At 63.7% G+C, this 17,045-nt stretch carries 17 protein-coding genes; 3 read left to right on the forward strand and 14 right to left on the reverse strand.

The features are described from left to right. Nucleotides 1-54: 54 nt before the first annotated feature. Complete coding sequence (locus tag CH306_RS28985) at nt 55-840, forward strand: SGNH/GDSL hydrolase family protein (protein WP_094645953.1); 786 nt, start codon at nt 55-57, stop codon at nt 838-840. Between the two features lie 6 nt (nt 841-846). On the opposite strand, the gene CH306_RS05700 is transcribed toward CH306_RS28985, so the two are convergent. From CH306_RS05700 to CH306_RS29350, 4 genes are read right to left on the reverse strand one after another with little or no spacing between them, the layout of a single operon-like run. Next, on the reverse strand, nt 847-1,557 hold the full coding sequence (locus CH306_RS05700; protein WP_094645954.1) for an SGNH/GDSL hydrolase family protein: 711 nt from the start codon (nt 1,555-1,557) through the stop codon (nt 847-849). Next, nucleotides 1,544-2,647 (reverse strand): glycosyltransferase, encoded by a 1,104-nt coding sequence (locus CH306_RS05705; RefSeq protein ID WP_094645955.1) that lies wholly within the window; start codon nt 2,645-2,647, stop codon nt 1,544-1,546. Before CH306_RS05705 ends, CH306_RS05700 begins: the two co-directional genes overlap by 14 nt. Before the next feature lie 8 nt (nt 2,648-2,655). Further along, nucleotides 2,656-3,186, reverse strand: a complete 531-nt coding sequence (locus tag CH306_RS29345) for a DapH/DapD/GlmU-related protein (RefSeq protein ID WP_256981052.1) — start codon at nt 3,184-3,186, stop codon at nt 2,656-2,658. Then, the gene (locus CH306_RS29350) at nt 3,186-3,785 is read right to left on the reverse strand and encodes a serine acetyltransferase (RefSeq protein WP_218829663.1); all 600 of its coding nucleotides are present in this window, start codon (nt 3,783-3,785) and stop codon (nt 3,186-3,188) included. Before CH306_RS29350 ends, CH306_RS29345 begins: the two co-directional genes overlap by 1 nt. 180 nt (nt 3,786-3,965) lie before the next feature. Here CH306_RS29350 and CH306_RS05715 point away from each other — a divergent pair, with 180 nt between their 5' ends. Then, complete coding sequence (locus CH306_RS05715) at nt 3,966-4,904, forward strand: cellulase family glycosylhydrolase (RefSeq protein WP_094645956.1); 939 nt, start codon at nt 3,966-3,968, stop codon at nt 4,902-4,904. Here the strand turns inward: CH306_RS05715 and CH306_RS05720 are convergent. The 7 genes from CH306_RS05720 to CH306_RS05750 all read right to left on the reverse strand — a co-directional run bounded on the left by CH306_RS05720 (nt 4,856) and on the right by CH306_RS05750 (nt 11,963). Next, nucleotides 4,856-6,121, reverse strand: coding sequence for a glycosyltransferase family 4 protein (locus CH306_RS05720; protein ID WP_094645957.1), 1,266 nt, complete (start codon nt 6,119-6,121; stop codon nt 4,856-4,858). The two genes, CH306_RS05715 and CH306_RS05720, sit on opposite strands and share 49 nt — an antisense overlap. Further along, entirely contained in the window at nt 6,121-6,639 is a 519-nt protein-coding gene (locus CH306_RS05725; RefSeq protein WP_032396197.1) for an acyltransferase, read from the reverse strand. Before CH306_RS05725 ends, CH306_RS05720 begins: the two co-directional genes overlap by 1 nt. Continuing rightward, complete coding sequence (locus tag CH306_RS05730; protein ID WP_256981050.1) at nt 6,636-8,021, reverse strand: lipopolysaccharide biosynthesis protein; 1,386 nt, start codon at nt 8,019-8,021, stop codon at nt 6,636-6,638. The genes CH306_RS05725 and CH306_RS05730 overlap by 4 nt, the downstream gene beginning before the upstream one ends. Before the next feature lie 29 nt (nt 8,022-8,050). Further along, on the reverse strand, nt 8,051-8,854 hold the full coding sequence (locus CH306_RS05735; RefSeq protein ID WP_094645959.1) for a glycosyltransferase: 804 nt from the start codon (nt 8,852-8,854) through the stop codon (nt 8,051-8,053). Further along, entirely contained in the window at nt 8,844-9,752 is a 909-nt protein-coding gene (locus CH306_RS05740; protein ID WP_032396199.1) for a glycosyltransferase family 2 protein, read from the reverse strand. Before CH306_RS05740 ends, CH306_RS05735 begins: the two co-directional genes overlap by 11 nt. Further along, nucleotides 9,749-11,182 carry a hypothetical protein gene (locus tag CH306_RS05745; protein WP_256981051.1) on the reverse strand — a complete coding sequence of 478 codons (1,434 nt, stop codon included), beginning with the start codon at nt 11,180-11,182 and terminating at the stop codon, nt 9,749-9,751. The genes CH306_RS05740 and CH306_RS05745 overlap by 4 nt, the downstream gene beginning before the upstream one ends. A 232-nt stretch (nt 11,183-11,414) precedes the next feature. Beyond that, nucleotides 11,415-11,963: an acyltransferase gene (locus CH306_RS05750; RefSeq protein ID WP_094645961.1), complete on the reverse strand. Its 549-nt coding sequence runs from the start codon at nt 11,961-11,963 to the stop codon at nt 11,415-11,417. 228 nt (nt 11,964-12,191) lie between these two features. On the opposite strand from CH306_RS05750, the gene CH306_RS05755 reads away from it, so the two are divergent. Beyond that, entirely contained in the window at nt 12,192-14,189 is a 1,998-nt protein-coding gene (locus CH306_RS05755) for an acyltransferase family protein (RefSeq protein WP_094645962.1), read from the forward strand. Between the two features lie 36 nt (nt 14,190-14,225). On the opposite strand, the gene CH306_RS05760 is transcribed toward CH306_RS05755, so the two are convergent. From CH306_RS05760 to CH306_RS05770, 3 genes are all read right to left on the reverse strand, one after another. Continuing rightward, a complete protein-coding gene (locus CH306_RS05760; RefSeq protein ID WP_094645982.1) occupies nt 14,226-15,203 on the reverse strand; it encodes a GDP-L-fucose synthase family protein in 978 nt (325 codons plus the stop codon). Further along, a complete protein-coding gene (gene gmd / locus CH306_RS05765; protein WP_094645983.1) occupies nt 15,200-16,222 on the reverse strand; it encodes a GDP-mannose 4,6-dehydratase in 1,023 nt (340 codons plus the stop codon). Before gmd ends, CH306_RS05760 begins: the two co-directional genes overlap by 4 nt. A 195-nt stretch (nt 16,223-16,417) precedes the next feature. After that, nucleotides 16,418-17,017, reverse strand: coding sequence for a dTDP-4-dehydrorhamnose 3,5-epimerase family protein (locus CH306_RS05770; protein ID WP_094645963.1), 600 nt, complete (start codon nt 17,015-17,017; stop codon nt 16,418-16,420). Nucleotides 17,018-17,045: the final 28 nt, after the last annotated feature.

Consider the following 17,045-nt stretch of genomic DNA (forward strand, 5'->3'; position numbering starts at 1 on the left):
TCGCGCAGAAATAACCGGACCGTCGAACTGTTGCGTCGGGCAGAATCTACCGTCATGGCCGGTTTGCGCGGTGCGTCGCGAGATGTGTGGTGGAAGGTCAGTGGTGCGATAGCAGTCGTCGCTGCGCTCACCTTCGTCGCTGTTGCGCTGTTCGTGAACTTCACGCGCGAGGCAGCTCCGGACACCGACTCCGTCGCTGCCTTCACTCCGGCCACCCCGCAGCCGCCGATCACCACCACCAGCGCTTCGCCGACCACCGAACCTGCGGCACCGCAACCTGTCGCCGCGTTCGTCGGAGATTCGTACACACAGGGTGTCGGAGCGGAGCCGTCGAGCGAGCGGTGGACATCCCTGCTGGCGGCGGCGATGAACTGGGACGAACGTAACTTCGGCGTGGCAGGCACGGGCTATCTCGCCACGGCTGGCGCGGAGGTGTGCGGACTGGATACGTGCCCCAATTATCAGACGACGGCGCTCGACGCCGTGGCGACGAATCCGTCGATCGTTGTGGTCTCGGGTGGCCAGAACGACGTGGCCGCCTACGCCGAGGATCCGACAGCGGTACAGGCTGCCATTGCGACGACGTACATCGAGATTCGCAATGCCCTGCCGAATGCGCGCATCATCGCCGTCGGTCCGTCGACAACGGGCGAAGCCACCGATACGGTTCTCGGCCTGGATCGCGACGTCCGCGATACGGCCGAAGTGTTTGGTGCGCAATATGTTTCACTGCTCGATCCACCGGTGGTCGATCCCGCGACCGTGCTCCCGGACGGTGAGAACGTGGACAACCTGGGCCACAGCGCGATAAGCCGGCGAGTGCAGACGGCACTGGGGTGAGAACCGCTACTTCAGGGCCTGTTCGACGGCGTCGGCGATGGCAGCGTGTCCCCGGTCGTCGACGTGCACTCCGTCGGGATCGAGCATGTCCTCGTCGATGACGTCCGGGTCGGTCAGTGACACGAACTCTCCGCCGACTGCGTTCACCGCGTCGCGCACCACGCCCTCGTAGGCGGTGACGAACGGCGGAACCTCGCCCGCCGAAGAAGGTCCGACGGCGATGATGCGTGCGGTGGGGAGCCCGGTACGAAGTGTGCCCATGGTGTCGTAGATCGCGTTGACGGTCTCGGTCGGGTCGCGAACGAACTCGGTGAAGTCGTTGGTGCCGCCGGCCACCACGACGATCGGCGGCTTCAAGGTCACGGCGTATCCGGCCATCTCCTGGAAGCCGCCGCATCGCTCTGCTCCACAGTCCGGTGCCGCGAGTGCGTATCCGGTGGAACCGATTCCGATGTTCAGCTCGGTCCACAGCTTGTCGGCCGCGACGATCGACGTCCATCGATGGCCGAGATCGCTCGCACCCGCGCCGGATACGTACGAGTCTCCGATGAAGACGGCGGTCGGTCCCCCGTTGGACGATGGAACGAACGGCGCGGCGGAGACGTCGGACGATCCGGGCTCGGTGCGCGTCGCGTCGTACCGCAGGCCGACGACCACGACGCCGGCCACGACGACGATCACCACCAGGATCAGCAGCGCCGCTCTACCGCGAGACATGCTGCACCGCCTGTCGATATTGCTCGTCGAGCATCTTTGCGACGGCGTCGGTACCGAACTCGGTGCGCGCCGCCACCCGGCCTCGCCTGCCCATCTCGGCGCGTAGGTTCGCATCGCCCAGAAGCAATCTCACAGCGTCGACGAGCGGCTGCAGCTCACCGCCTGGAACCACGATTCCGCAGCCGATGCGGGTGACGTCCGGTGCGAGACCGCAGCTGTCGGTGACCACGACCGGCAGCCCGACCGCCATGGCCTCGAGCACCGACATCGGGTAGGGCTCGTCGACGGAGGGCAGCACATAGATCGTGGCCGCTCGCATGCGTTCGGCCGTCATCTCGGGGGCGCACGGCCCCTCCCATCGAATCCGGGGGCCGGTCCGCTGCGCGATGGAGTGTGCCATTCCCGCGTCCGGGCCGACCATCGCACAGGTCACCGAATCGTTCTCGCGGACCAGAATGTCCGCCATATCCACGAAAAGATCTGGCCGCTTCCGCGGATGGAGGCGCGCCAGAAACAACACTTCCGGATCGGTGTTCGGCATCTTCTCCGGCAACGCGGGAACGCCGTTGATCACATTCACCAGGTTCATCCCCGTGCCCGCCACCTCGACCAAATCGGCTCGTTCTCGCTCGGTGAGGTAGAAGACTGCGGCCGATCGGCGCAGGACGGATCGTGTGGCCACAGCATCGAGCGGGCGGGCGAGCAGTTTGTCGCTCGCATCGATCATTCCGTGGGTTTGCACCACCGACGGGACACCGCGCAGTCGACACAGACCGGCAGCGGGGAGTGTCACCAGATCACGGGCCAGGTGGACGTGGGCGACGTCGAACGTCCTCGCGTGCTCGGCCAACCACCGAAGCATGCCGGGAGCGGCGAGGCCTGCAAATCCACTGTGCGGAATCACCGTTCGCGGTCGGAACAACCGGATGTCGACGGCACCTGCGGTGGGCGGAGGTCCGTTGCCTGCCGCGGCGACGGTCACCTCGTGGCCCAGATCGGCGAGCGCGTCGGCCTGGTTGAGCGCAACCCGTGCGGGCCCGCCGTAGGCACCGTCCTCGGATATCAGCGTCACCACATGCAGGATGCGCATCACGCCACTCACTCCAGACGGCGGGCGGCGGGTGCCAGCACCGTCGCGCCCTCGGCTACATCGGCGGTCACCAGTGCCGTTGCTCCGATCGTTGCGTCGTCACCGATGCTGACCCCGCGCAGAACGGTCGCCCGCGCCGCAATCCAGGCTCGGTCGCCCACGACGATGGGTGCGTTGTCGAACTCGAATGTCGCCGAGCGCCGGTCGTGGCTGCCGGTGCACAGCAGCACGGCCTGGGAAATGCAGGTGTTCGTTCCGATCGTCACCGGTTCCAGGTTGAGAATCCAGGCGTCCTCACCGATCCACGAGTGATCGCCAACGGTGAGCTTCCACGGCCAGTGGATGCGGACGCGGTGCCTGATCGACACTCCGTCGCCGATCCGTGCACCGAACATCCGGAGTACCTGCAGCCGAATCGAATTGGGACACCACCACGGCGAGACCAGCAGGCTCGATGCGAGCATCCACAGCACCTGGATGTGGAACGGTCTGCCTTTGTCGTATCCCGCTCCGGTGAAGCCGGCGAGCGATCGGCCGATCACGTGCGTTTCCTGAGCGGCTGCGCCAGCGGCGCAGCCATGACGGTGCCCGGCGGAACATCCTTCACCACAACCGCATTGGCCCCGATCGTGACACCGTCTCCGATCACGATCGGACCGGTGACGACGGCTCCGGCCGCCACCATGACGTCGTCTCCGATGGTGGGTCGCCCCTTCGGTGAGTAGCCGACGGACGCGTGCTGGTTGACCCAGAAATTTCGGCCGATCGAGGTTGCCGAGACCATGATTCCGTTGCCGTGGTGCAGGAAGATCCCGGGGCCGATGGAATCCGACTCGAGCAGAATGGTCCGGTCCGGTCGGTAGATCTTCTTCAGAGCGATCCGCACCGGCAGGGGGCTCTGCCGCAGTCTGAAGTGGACAACGTTCCGAAATTCGTGCAGTGCACCCGCGAGGTAGGAGAACCGCGAGTATTCGTCCAAGGGGACCAGAGCATCGTTGCCGATGCATTCGATCCACCTCGCCACGTCTGCTCGCACGAGGTCTTCGTTCCCCGATGTGAGCACACCCCACCACAGCGGCCGCGCCCAGATTCGAGCCAAGCGAATCAAAAAGGATTTCTTCGCGGTGTACGGCGGCATGGGTGCAAATCTAAGGTCGCGCAGCCGTGGTGTCCACCCGTCATACTGCATCGTATGGCCGTGCGACGCAGATGGGTTCCGCTGGCATGTGCGCTGCTTCTCGCATCGTCGTGCTCGACAAGCGTTGAGCCCGAACGAAGTCCGGAAACGAGCCCGCCTCCCGTTTCCGAGTGGGATTCGGTGCACGTTGCCAGCAATGTCGCCAGCATCGGGATGCCCGGTTCCGACGCCCGACGCGATATCGACTCCGTCGCCGATACCGGATTCGAGGGAATCAGGTTGCTGGTCAAGTGGTCCGACATCGAAAGCGTCGAGGGAATCCTCGATTGGAGTCGAGTGGACAGGGAAATGGCGTGGGCCGCCGAGCGCAATCTCGCAGTGCTCGGAGTACTCACCTGGGCTCCCACGTGGGCGGTGCCGGCCGACTACGCACTCGTCACACATCCCGCGCCTGCCTCTGCCGAACGGTTCGCCCAATTCGTCTCTGCCGCAGCGTCTCGCTATCGCGACCAGGTCGGTGCCTGGGAGATCTGGAACGAGCCGAACGTCGCAGCCAGCTACGGTCCGAGCGCGAATCCCGTCCAATACTGCGATGTTCTGTCGGCGAGCTCCGCGGCAATTCGCGAGGCCGCGCCCGGCGCACTGGTGATCACCGGACCCACCTCTCCCGCAGTCGATTCCAGCAACGATCTGTCGCCCGCGACATTCGTCGAGGCCCTGTACCGGTGCGCAGGAGCCGAGACGTTCGATGCCGTGGCGATGCATCCCTACAGCAGCCCGCAGCTGTTGAGCGAACCCACCGAACCGTGGTCCTCGGCCCACGAGATCGCGAAGGTCCGCGCCGTCATGGAGAGCCACGGAGACGCCGGCAAGCGAATCTGGTTCACCGAGTTCGGTGCACCCACAACGAATTCGGGCGTCGACGAGCAACGGCAGGCCGACATTCTGGTCGACGGCATCACCACGCTGACACAGCTACCGTATGCGGGTCCGGTGTTCGTCTTCGACTTCCGTGACTCGATGACGGGCAGCACCGTGCCCGACTACAACTACGGTCTGGTGCGATCGGACTACACCCCCAAACCTGCACTCGACGCGGTTCGAGCCTTCGTGGGATGAGCGCTCGCCAGCGTGTGTACCCATTCCTCGAACCTGTCCAGGGCGACGTCCCGAGACATGTGTTGTCGCAGATACCGATTACCGGACTCGACCAACTGCGCCGATCTGTCGGGTTCCGTGGCCAATTCGATCACTCCCTCCAGTAGCGCTGCCGGGTTCGCGGGGTCCACCCGCACGCCTGCACCGGCCGATCGCACCTCTTGGTCGGTGACACTGCCCGCTGCAGTGGCGGCGAGGACGGGGCTGCCGCTGCCGAAGTAGGCCGTCAGCTTGCTGGGGACAGCCATTTCGGACACCTCGGGCCGCTCGTTGACGAGCAGCACGTCCGCTGCGTCGAGGGCAGCTCTGAATTCTTTCTCCGGCAGGGATCGTACGAATCTCAGGCTGGAGATGTCGGTACCCAGTTCCTCGAGTATCTGCCGCTGATTGCCGTCGCCCATCAGGACGAACTGCACCGGGCCACCACGTCGGTCCGACTCTCGCGCTGCCTCGACCACGTTCTCCAGTCCCTGCTTGAGGCCCATGTTGCCGGCATGCAGTGCGATCACCGCATCTCGTGACCACCCCAGCAGGTCACGCGCGTGGTCGCGGCTCATCGATGCCTGATGCGGCATGTGCGTCCAGTTCGGGATGACGGTGAGCTTGCTCTCCGGTACCCGTAGTGCGGTGTGGGCATGCTCGGCGAACCGTCGGTGGATCACCGCGACTCCGTCGGCCGCACGCAGAATGCCGGATTCGAGATTCGTTGTCGCACCGGCACTCGACCCGTGCATCGTGCCCGTCTCGATGACTCCGCGACTGTAGAGATCTTGCACCCACACCCCCAGCGCGGGCCGGAAGGGTTGCGCTTTGAGGCGTGCCATCACCAGGCCGGTGGACACCAGCGCAGGCGATACGCACACCACCACGTTCGAGGACGGGATCCGGCTGCGCGCCACCCTGGTACCGAAGGACAGTTCCAGGTGCGCGCGTTGGGTGACGGTCATGCTGCCCGGAACGTAGTGGCGGTGCCGGGTGACGTGCACACCGTCCACCATCTCCTCGATGGTCGGGCCTGCGTAACGCGGATCGGGAGCCCATTGCGGGTAGTGCGGGAAGCCGGTGACGACGTGGACGTCGTACCCACGCTGCGACAGGCCCTCCGCGACATCGGCGGTGTAGGGCGCGATCCCGGTGACTTCGGGTTTGTAGTTGAGTCCGATCAGAGTGATCCGCATCAGCGTCTCCGTTTCCGTACTTCGAATTCCGACCGCCTCTTGTCCCACAGCTCGTCGGTCGTACAGATCCGGCGCGCAGGATTGCCTGCCACCACATCTCCCGGTGCGATCGACTGCGTCACCACGGACCCGGCTCCGATGATCGCGTCGTCGCCGACCACGACACCGGGCATGATGACCGTTCCCAACCCGACGAATGCTCGTGCGCCGATCGATACCGGGGCACGGCGATACAACTCTTCGTCGGGGGGAAGTTCTCCGCGCGCTTCCGCCACTCTGTCGAGGGAGAAGTCGTGGGTGAGTATCTTGACGGCATCCGAGACGACGCAGCGGTCGCCGAAGGTGATCGACCCGGGGCCGGAATTGTCGAGGAACACCGAGGACGAGATCCACAACGGCCTGCCCTCGATCGCCACGCCCGAACGCTCGAGCAGTCTCACCACCACGCTCATGTAGGCGTTCTGGTCGATCCTGTTGAGGCTGCGCAACAGTGGCAGGAACTTCGAGACGTCGATCATGGGATCCTCGCTGCGGTGCTGAGTTCGATGCGCGCAGGTGGGGTAGTTGGGTCGGCACCGCGCTGCCGTACCAACCGCGGAACCCACGCCATGTCCGGGATGAACTGGCACAACACCACCGCCCCCGCAGTGACGAGCACGACCCCCGCGGCCCCGGTGGTCGGAGCGACCGCAATCGCCGCGGCGGTGGTGACCGCCGCCATGGCCGCGAGGCATCCCGCCTGCCACCGCGCCTCGGTCGGCTTGGTCAGCAGCATCCCCGACGGCAGATGCAGGCATTGGGCGACGAGCAGAACCGCGAACGCTCCGGCGAGTACCGACGGGATGTCGATGGTGTTGCCCGAGAGCACATCCGCAAGCCACGGACTCAGGAGCACCAGCGGGACCGCCGCGACCAGCGCGACCAGACCGAAGCCCAGCGTCGACATCAACCAGAGGCTGACGGTCTGTTCGGCTGCCGATCGGCGTTTGACGAATATCGGCCAGAAGGCCAGCGCCGCGGTGGAGAACACCGACCAGCACAGACCGTACAACTGTGCCATCAACGCGTATCGGCTCAGTTCGAGGGGAGTGGACAGATGCGAGAGCACGATTCGCTGGACCTGGAGGCCGAAAGGTATCCCGACGCTGACGACGAACAGCCACAGCGACCCCTCGAGCAGCCCCTTGGTCGGTATCGGCAGCGCCGCTCTCCGGAACACCGACATCCCGAGACCCGAAACTCTCAGCGCCAGAATCGTTCCCATCAGGTTTCCGAGCAAGGCACCGATGAGTGGCGGCAGGACGTACCAGATCCCGCGGACGCCACCGGCATACATTCCGACGGTGACCAGTAGCGCGAACAGCGAATTGCTCACCATCACAACGACGATCAGTTGTGCGCGGTCCACTCCGATCAGGATGCGCAGTCCCAGTCCCGCCGGAATCGTCACACCGAACAGGGCCACGGCGATCGTGATGACGAGCCGGTCCTCGGGGCCGGTGGTGGTTCCGATGAGTGCGCCCCAGCCGTCGAAGATCATCACCGCGACGGCCACCCCGGCCACGACGATGCTCACGCGCGCCAGGATTCGGTACGCGCGGCGGATCACCGCGAGCGCGTAGGCGTCGTTGATGGGGTCTCGTGATCGTGCGGTCGCACTCGTCACCACGGCTCCGATGCCGAGATCGGCGAAAGGCAGCAGAAGCCCCACGGTGGCAACGAGCGCGACGACGCCGTACGCCGACGGTCCGGTGGCGCGGATGACGAGTCCGGCGCTGACGAGCCCGGCGACGGCCACGACGGGCGTCCCGATGATGCGGAACAGGGTACTGAGAACGACGGCTCTGCGTTCGACGGTGTCGAGCCCCGTACCGGGGACGCCGTCGTCATCGTCGTCCATCTCGCTCGGTCTGCGGTGACGTCCGCCCATCATCGATCACCCCCGTGCGTTCGACGCGAGAGGACCGTGCGTGCAGTGTGTTTGGATCGTGCGGTGTATTCGACGATGCGGGATGCCAGGGTGGTCAGGCCCGGGCGTCCCCACGGGTGATAGCCGGTGACGTTCAAGGATCGTCGTATGTCGGCGAAGTGTTCGCGTTGTGGGCGAACGCTGCCGGCTCCCCCGGCGTCGAAGTCGCACAGGACGGCGTCGATGACGACGGGTTGTTCGCGTTGCGCCGCCTCCAGCATGTACAGGTGATCGGCTGCGAGGCCGAAGCCGACGTCGTAGTGTCCGAGGTCTCGCACGAGGTCCATCCCGAACAGAGCGGCCTGGTGCGGAATCGGCCGAATACCGAGGGCGAACGGTCGCATCTCGAAGGGGCTGTAGCCCCATTCCAGACCGTCGCGGAGCGGGTCGCCGACGATGCGGACTCGGCCGTAACCCCATCGGTGTCTCACGGTTCCCGCCGCACTCAGCGCCGCCATGCCGATCGCGGCGGAGTCCCGGGCTGCGAAGCAGTCGCCGGAATGCATCAGCCACACCACATCTCCGGTGGCGCGGTCGATGCCCTGATTCATGGCGTCGTAGCGTCCGGCGTCGGGCTCGGACTGCCAGTACGACGGGTTCGCACGCTCGAGCAGTTGCTCGACGGATGGGCCCGAACCGCCGTCGATGACGATGTGCTCGAGCGGCGCGTACGTCTGTTCGGCGACGCTCTCCAGCGTGCGAGTAAGCCCGGCCAGGTCGCGGTAGCTGATGGTGATCACGCTCAGGGTGGCGTCAGTGGGCATGGGCCCTCACTTGCCGGATTGCAGTTCTGCCGAACTTCGCCGCGGCGTAGACCATCGCGGGCAGTCCGGGCCTGCCTTCGGAGAAGCCGCTGGCCACCGATTTGCGGATTCCGCCGAGCGATTGTGCCGACGCCGCCGCGGTGACGGCGCTGAACAAAAAGTAGTCGCCTCGAACACGCGCCGTCGCGCCGCGAAGGTGCTCACGACCCCATTCGATGTACTTCTCGGACACGTCCGCCGACTGTCGAGACACGGAGTTCTCGCTGACGTTGTAGATCGAGAAGCATTCGGGCACATGCTTGATGATCAAGTCCGGCACCGTGCGTTGGAGTTCGATGAGCCAGCCCGGTTCGTCGTGGATGGACTCCGGCGCGTAATTGAGCGGAACCTGAAATGCGAGCTCTCGCGGGAAGCACAGCGTGCTGCTCTGCAACATCGCGTCGCCGAGGGTGAAGCGGCGCAGAGTGAACAGGTAGTCGGCGACGGACTGGTGCTCACCGATCAGCGTTCTGGGCCATATCTTCTCGCGATGTCCTGGCTCTCGTACCGCGCACTTGCAGGTGACCACCCAGCGTCCACTGTCTGCACCGGACACTTCGGCGAGCTGGCGTTCGAGCTTGTACGGGTGCCACAGATCGTCGTCGTCGAGCAGGGCGATGATGTCGCCCGTCGCGTGTTGGATTCCGCATTGACGCGCATTGGCTCCGCCGGATCCCGGCCCGGTTCGCACGACGCGAATTCTGTCGTCGTCGGGGAGAGCCAAGGGTTCGGTCGTATCGGCCACCACGACGATCTCGAACACATCGATCGATTGGGCCAGGGCGCTGTCGACGGCACCGGCGAGGCTCGGTCTGCCGATCGTCGGGATGACCACGCTGACGGTCGCGTGAGAGTTCATCGCTTCTCCTCGTGCAGGCTACGACTCCGGGGTGTTCGGTTGTCTCGCAGCAGACGCATCAGCAGGTGTGTGTCTTGGGTGGAGTTGTTGTGGCGACCGTTGGAATGCACTGCGGCGCAGCAGCATGCGAGGCAGGCGAACACGGCGGGGAGGTTGTAGGACCAGGGCGAGAAGATCAGGTCCCAGATGGTCTGCATGCCCAGGTACATCATCAGTGGCGTCCACGGCCCGGCAGAGTCGGCCACGAAGATCAGTCGATAGCAGGCCCACAGCAGCCAGATCGGCAGCAGGACCGCGAATACCCCTGCTTCGGCCCACGATCCGAGCAGCACCGAGTGGAGGGAGATCGATCCATCGCTGAGCTTCCACGCGTACTCGAAGGGGAACGATCTCTCGAAGCCCAAGGACATGGCGACGTGTTGAGCGTCGATGTAGGCCGCTCGCGAGATGTTGTCGGCGTTGCCCCACCCCAGTAACGGTTGCTGCACGATCGCGGTGAGGGACAGTGGCGGTTCGGTACGTCCCGCCAGCAACATCGGCACCGAACCGTTCGATTGCATGAGCACCTTCTCGCGCAGCGATCCGCCGAGTAGGCCCTCACGCGCCGCGTACTCCAGTGCCCAGGTGAACCCCACGGCGAAGACACCCAATGTCACCACCCGGGTGGTGAGAGACAGAGTGCCGCGGCGGTACTTCGAGAGCACGAGCAGCAGTGCCACCGCGCAGCAGATCACGGCGTGGGATCGGAAGTTGAGCACGAGGCTCAACGCTCCCAGTGCCAACAGCGCGATCACGACCGCCGACGTGCCGATCCGGGATGTGGCCAGGAAGTAGAGCACCGTGATGGTGGCGGCCGGAGCCACCCCGTATTTCCAGAGGTCGACGATGCCACCGGTCGCGGTGAGGAACGTGCCGATCACGACGTAGAAGAAGACCGAACCGAACGCGATGCCGAGCAGCACCGTGGCGATGCGCTCGACGTCGCGAGCGAGCACCGTGATTCCACAGAAATACAGTGCGAACGACGCGAACGCGAAGACATCGGGCGAGAGGTAGCTGGTGTCGTTCACCCATGCCGAGGCCACGTAGGCGACTGTTCCCACAGCCGCCAGCACCAACGGGGTGTCGTTTCGACTCCGGGTGCCGGGCAGAAAATACGCCAGTCCGATGGCGACGCACACCACCGAGAAGCCGGTGACCGTGAAATTCATCAGTGGCAGTGCGGAGGTCGCCCCCAGCATGAACAACCAGGCCCGTTCGGGAAGGCGAAGTGTTGCTTCCCGCCGAGCCGCTCTCCGGGGTCGAGGTGTCCGTACTGTTGCGACGCGACCGACGCGCTTGGGCACCGGCAGTTCCCGTAGGAAGTCGGCCTCGGGAAACACCGTCGCATGTAACCGGTCGGGACGAGTTCGGTAGTGGGCCAGACTCATCGGCACATACCCCATCCCATTCCCCCCGAAATGCCATTTGAGCTGTATTTCGGCAGCCTAGCGTGAGAATTAATCACATGCAGGACAAATCGAATCAGAGGCGGAGTTCTGAATTGCATTCACAATCGAATTCCCGATTGAAGCTTTGTTTTTCAGAAGTCCATCGATAAAAAATCCGACAAAACCGGTCGGCCTACACGAAGCCGGTACGGAAAGCGTCACACACCCTGTTTCAGAGTTCGTCGGTACTCAAATCGGTTGGTAGGCAGCGCTTACGAACCGCCGGGACTCCCGCATAAAAACCGTTCGGTTCGCAATCCGCCGCAACCACACTGCCCGATGCGATGACGCACCCGTCGCCGATGCGGACACCGGGCAGGACCGTCACCCGTGCGCCGATCCAGCAGCCGGCGCCGACGGTGATCGGCGAATCGACCGGTCTACCTGCGCGATCGGACTCACCACCGATCTCGTGCCCACACGTGACGAACATCGACTCGTATCCGATTCGAGTGTCCCTGCCGATGGTCACGGTCGACCCGAGATCGAAGAAGCAACGATAGTTCACGAATGCACGCTCACCCATCGTCAACCCTCGCCACGAACCGAGAAACACCCCGGCGTTCATCAGCGCGGACGGGTGGATGTCGTGGCCGCTTCTGCGTAGCAACGTGGTTCGAATCTTTCGGGGAACTGCACCACTCGCAACGAGCCGGTTGAGGACGACGTCCCGGAACACTTGGCCGAGCTCTCCGTAAAGGATCTTCCGGCGCAACGTCATGGCCACAGACTAACTCCGCCATCGACGTGGCAGGAACGCAGAAGGCCGTGCAGTCTGCGTGATCGGTAAATGACCCGAATTCCGGCTTTCTATTCGACTCGAAGCAGGTAAAGAACACCCAGTTTGTTTCACCCATTCGGTCGAACGAAACGCGTCGTCACGTTCGACCGCAGCGGGGTGCTGCTGGCCGTCGTCGATCACCTCTTCGGTTGACCGCAAAGTGGTTTCATCGGTGTCGACGTGTTCTTCGTCGTTTCCGGCTTTCTGATCACCGGTCTACTGCTGCGTGAGTACGACACGACGCAGACGATCTCGTTCGCGGGGTTCTACCGCCGACGGATCCGGCGCATCGTGCCCATTGCCACCCTGGTGCTCGTGATGACCTGTGTCGCTGGGGTATTGGTATATTCGTCGGCGCGTGCAGCATCGATCGGCACGGACGCGGTCTGGGCGTTCTTCTTCGCATCGAATTGGCGGTTCGCACTGGAAGGGGCCGACTACTTCAACGCGGACGCGGCCATCTCGCCTCTGCAGCACTACTGGTCACTGTCGGTGGAGGAACAGTTCTACTTCGTGTGGCCGGCATTGATGCTCGCCATCGGAGTACTGGTGACGCGGCGATCCTGGCACGGCAACGTCAAGCGCATCCTGTCGGCGACGGTGATGGGCGTGATCGTCGCGGCATCGTTCGTGTGGGCGTTGCACGACACCGCGACCGACCCGGCCTGGGCGTACTTCTCCACGTTCACGCGGGTGTGGGAGTTGGGGGTGGGCGCACTGCTCGCCATCGGAGCAGGTTGGGTCGCACGGCTGCCCCGCGCTGCTCGGGCCCCCTTGGCGTGGTCGGGGCTCGCAGCGATAGGTATCGGTGCATTCGTCATCAGCGAGTCGGGCTCGTTCCCCGCTCCTTCCGCCGCGCTCCCGGTGCTGGGCGCAGCGATGGTGATCGCGGCCGGCACGGGCGGAGCCACTCCCTACCTCGCTCCGTTGACGAACAAGGCGAGTGTGTACGTCGGAGACATCTCGTACTCGCTGTATCTGTGGCACTGGCCGATCATCGTGATCCTCGGATCGATCATGGAAGTCGACGCCTACTACTACGTCACCGTGCTGGCCATGACGTTCGGACTCTCGGTGGCGTCGTATCACTTCGTGGAGAACCCAGTTCGGCGGTCCAACTTCCTCGAACCGAGGGCGGTGCGCGCCGAGGCTCGGAGGAAACGCCGCAATCAGATCGGCCGCAAATCTCGGCCGCCGTCCGTGCGGTACGCGGCACTCGGTGCGTTGACTCTGGTGACCATCGCCGTGGCCGCGTTCTCACTCAAACCACTCGACCCGCCTGCAACCCCACCGGCCAGAGCTGTGGCCGACGCCGCTCTTGCTCCGGACGACATCGCGGTGCCCCTCGGCCCTGCGCAATCTGCCTTGGCGACCGAGATCGACGCCGCGGTGAATGCAGTCGAGTGGCCGGCGCTGACACCCACGATGGACGAGGCAATCAGTGGGGCTCAAGCTCCGGGTGGCATTGCCGAATGCGGGTTGGTCGACCGGCTGAGCCCGGAGCAGTGCACGTGGGGCGCTGCCGACGCACCCAAGACCATCATGATTCTCGGCGATTCGATGGCGATGAGCTTCGTTCAACCGATCAAGAATTTCGCCGAGGCCAGCGGTGGCGTATGGAAGGCCCGCTCGGAGGCGATGTTCGGTTGCACGTTCGTCGACATGGACGTGAACACCCGAGATGCCGACACGTCCGCGGCGTGCCCCGCACGCAAAGCGGCTGCCATTGACGCGGTGAACGAGGTGAGGCCGGATATCGTGGTCATCACCAATCTGCACACCGACATCGCAGCGGAGCTCTGGATCCCTGGGGTGAAGCGGCTCACCGATCAGTTCGCCGCGAACGCGGGAAAGATCCTCATCCTCTCCGCTCCCCCGAACGACAAGAAGCCGGCGGACTGCTACACGCGCACCAGCACGCCTGCCGATTGCCTCAGCAGAGTGACCGATACGTGGAAGGCGCGATCACGGGCGGACCGCAACTTGGCCTACCGGGTGGGAGGAACCTACGTCGACACCCGCAGCCTGTTCTGTACCCCGGACAACTACTGTCCCAGTTTTGTCGGCACCACCCCTATGAAGTCCGACTCTGCGCATATGACAATCGAATACGGAGCAAAGGTGTCGCCGGCGATTGCCGAAATGCTGGGTGCGAACGGGGTATGAGCCAGATCAGCGAGTATGCCTTGCACGAGTGGATGACTACTGCCGTATGCGATCGACGTTCTCCCGATACCAGCGGACTGTCGACGCTATGCCCTCACGGAGCGAGATTGCAGGTTTCCATCCGGACTTCTTCAGCGTCGACACATCGAGCAGTTTCCGAGGCGTGCCGTCGGGTTTGGATGTGTCCCAGTCGATTCGACCCGAGTAGCCGACTTCGTCGGCGACCATCTCTGCAACCTCTTTGATCGACTGATCCTCACCTGTTCCGACATTGACCTGACTCGGACCGTCGTAGTGGTCCAGCAGATGCAGGCACGCGGAGGCCATGTCGTCCACGTGAAGAAACTCTCGCTTGGGAGAACCGCTGCCCCAGTTGGTGACTGCAGCTGTCCCCGCCTTTGCCGCTTCGTCGTAGCGGCGTATGAGTGCGGGTAGAACGTGCGAGCTTTGCGGTGAAAAATTGTCTCCAGGTCCATACAGGTTTGTCGGCATTGCGGATATCCAGGGCAGTCCGTACTGCTTGCGCACCGACTGAATCTGAAGAATTCCTGCGATCTTGGCGATTGCGTAGGCATCGTTGGTCGGCTCGAGAGGACCGGTGAGGAGGTATTCCTCCCTGATCGGTTGCGCTGCATGCTTGGGGTAGATGCAGGACGAGCCGAGGAAGAGGACACGCTCGACACCGAACTGAAGCGCTGCATCGAGTACGTTGACCTGCACTTGCAGGTTCGAGGAGATGAAGTCGACGGGATAGGTGCTGTTCGCCAGGATTCCGCCCACTTTGGCCGCAGCGAGTACGAGGTTGGTTGGCTTGTTCTGCTCGATGTAGTCGAACACCGCAGTGCGGTCACGAAGGTCCAGATCGGTCGAGGTCTCTCCGATCAGATTGGTGAAGCCGTGGCTGTCGAGGTGTCGCCAGACTGCCGAGCCCACCAGTCCTTTGTGGCCCGCTACGTAGAACGTTGCATCACGATCGATTGTTCTGGATCTCTGCGTCGACTCCAGTGTGCTCATGGCCATTCCTTCAACGCCGGTGTGTCGATCCAGGGCTGTCCTTCGTGGGCGAGTGCCTCACAATCCGCATCGACCATGATGCGCGCGAGTTCGGGAGCGTGCACCGATGCCTTCCACCCCAGTTCTTCCTCTGCTTTACTGGCGTCTCCGACCAGCGCGTCCACCTCGGTCGGTCGGAGATAGCGATCGTCGAATTCCACGTACTGCCGCCAATCGAGACCCGCATGCTCGAATGCCACTGTCAGGAAGTCCTTCACCGTGTAGCTACCGCCGGTGGCGAGCACGTAGTCCTGAGGCCGATCGGCTTGCAGCATCCGCCACATCCCTTCCACGTATTCGGGTGCGTACCCCCAGTCTCGGATGGCATCGAGGTTGCCCATGTAAAGATGGCTCTCGACGCCGGCCTTGATTCGCGCAACCGCCCGTGTGATCTTGCGAGTCACGAATGTCTCGCCACGCCGGGGTGATTCGTGGTTGAACAGGATCCCGTTGACCGCGAAGAGTCCATAGGCTTCGCGGTAGTTCCGAGTCACCCAATAGGAGTAGACCTTTGCAGCTCCGTACGGCGAGCGCGGATAGAACAGCGTGTCTTCGTTCTGCGGCGGTGGACTGGCACCGAACATCTCGGAGCTCGATGCTTGATAGAAGCGGCACTTCACTCCAGCCAGCCTTACTGCTTCGAGGAGTCGTATGGATCCGATTCCTGTTGTGTCGCCAGTATGTTCGGGCTCGTCGAAGCTGACCCGAACGTGTGACTGCGCAGCGAGGTTGTACACCTCGTCGGGCCGAATATCGGCCATGAGCATCAACATTCGCGTGCCATCGCTGAGGTCGCCGTAGTGAAGGAACAACTTTGCTGCAGACACGTGCGGGTCCACGTACAGATGCTCGATGCGCAAGGTGTTGAAAGTCGACGCGCGGCGGATCAAGCCGTGTACTTCGTAACCCTTGGACAACAGGAGCTCCGCCAAATAGGAGCCATCCTGACCGGTAATTCCCGTGATGAAGGCCTTTTTCATACCTGCTCCGTTCAGGCACACCATGCATGCTGGGGTCAGCGTACAAGTGGACCGTCATCGGTGCAGGAGAACCGCACACTGGGAATCACCCTGTGCAACAGTATTTTACGGACTCAATCGGGCTAAGCGCCCGCCGTTCTCAGCCAATCCAGGGTTTCGACTGTTCGGAAAGCTACTTCTCCGAAACCGTTCGGTTTAGTGGCTTCCAGCCTCGCGAAAGTTCGGCAGGTCTCCGCGTGCGAGGGCTTCGGCGAGGGTGGGGGCGGCTGTGTCCTTGTCGGAGAGTTCGTAGGTCAGGGGCGATCCGTCGCGTGCGGTGGTGGGCCAGTCGATGCCCAGGGCGGGGTCGAGTGGGTTGATGTCGCGGTCCAGGGCCGGGGTGTACTCGAGGCTGCACAGGTACATGACGGTCGAATTGTCTTCCAACGACAAGATGGCGTGGCCGAGTCCTTCGGACAGGAACACTGCTCTGCGGGCGATGTCGTCGATCAGCACGCTGTCCCACTGCCCGAACGTCGGGGATCCGACGCGGAGGTCGACGATCACGTCGAGGAACGCTCCGCGGGCGCAGGTGACGTATTTCGCCTGCCCGGGTGGGTTGGTGGTGAAGTGGATCCCCCGCAGGACCCCGGCTGCGGAGACCGAGCAGTTCGCCTGCAACAGGTCCAACGACCGCCCGGTGGTCTCGGCGAAGAGGCCGGCTTTGAACCACTCGAAGAACACACCGCGATCGTCGCCGAACTGGCGTGGGGTGTACTCGTAGGCACCGGCGATGCTCAACTCGCGAAAGCTCATGCTCGGTGTCCTCGGTCGATCAGGTCCA

This window comes from Rhodococcus sp. 15-725-2-2b, assembly GCF_002259075.1.
In the GTDB taxonomy this organism is placed as follows: Bacteria; Actinomycetota; Actinomycetes; order Mycobacteriales; family Mycobacteriaceae; genus Rhodococcoides.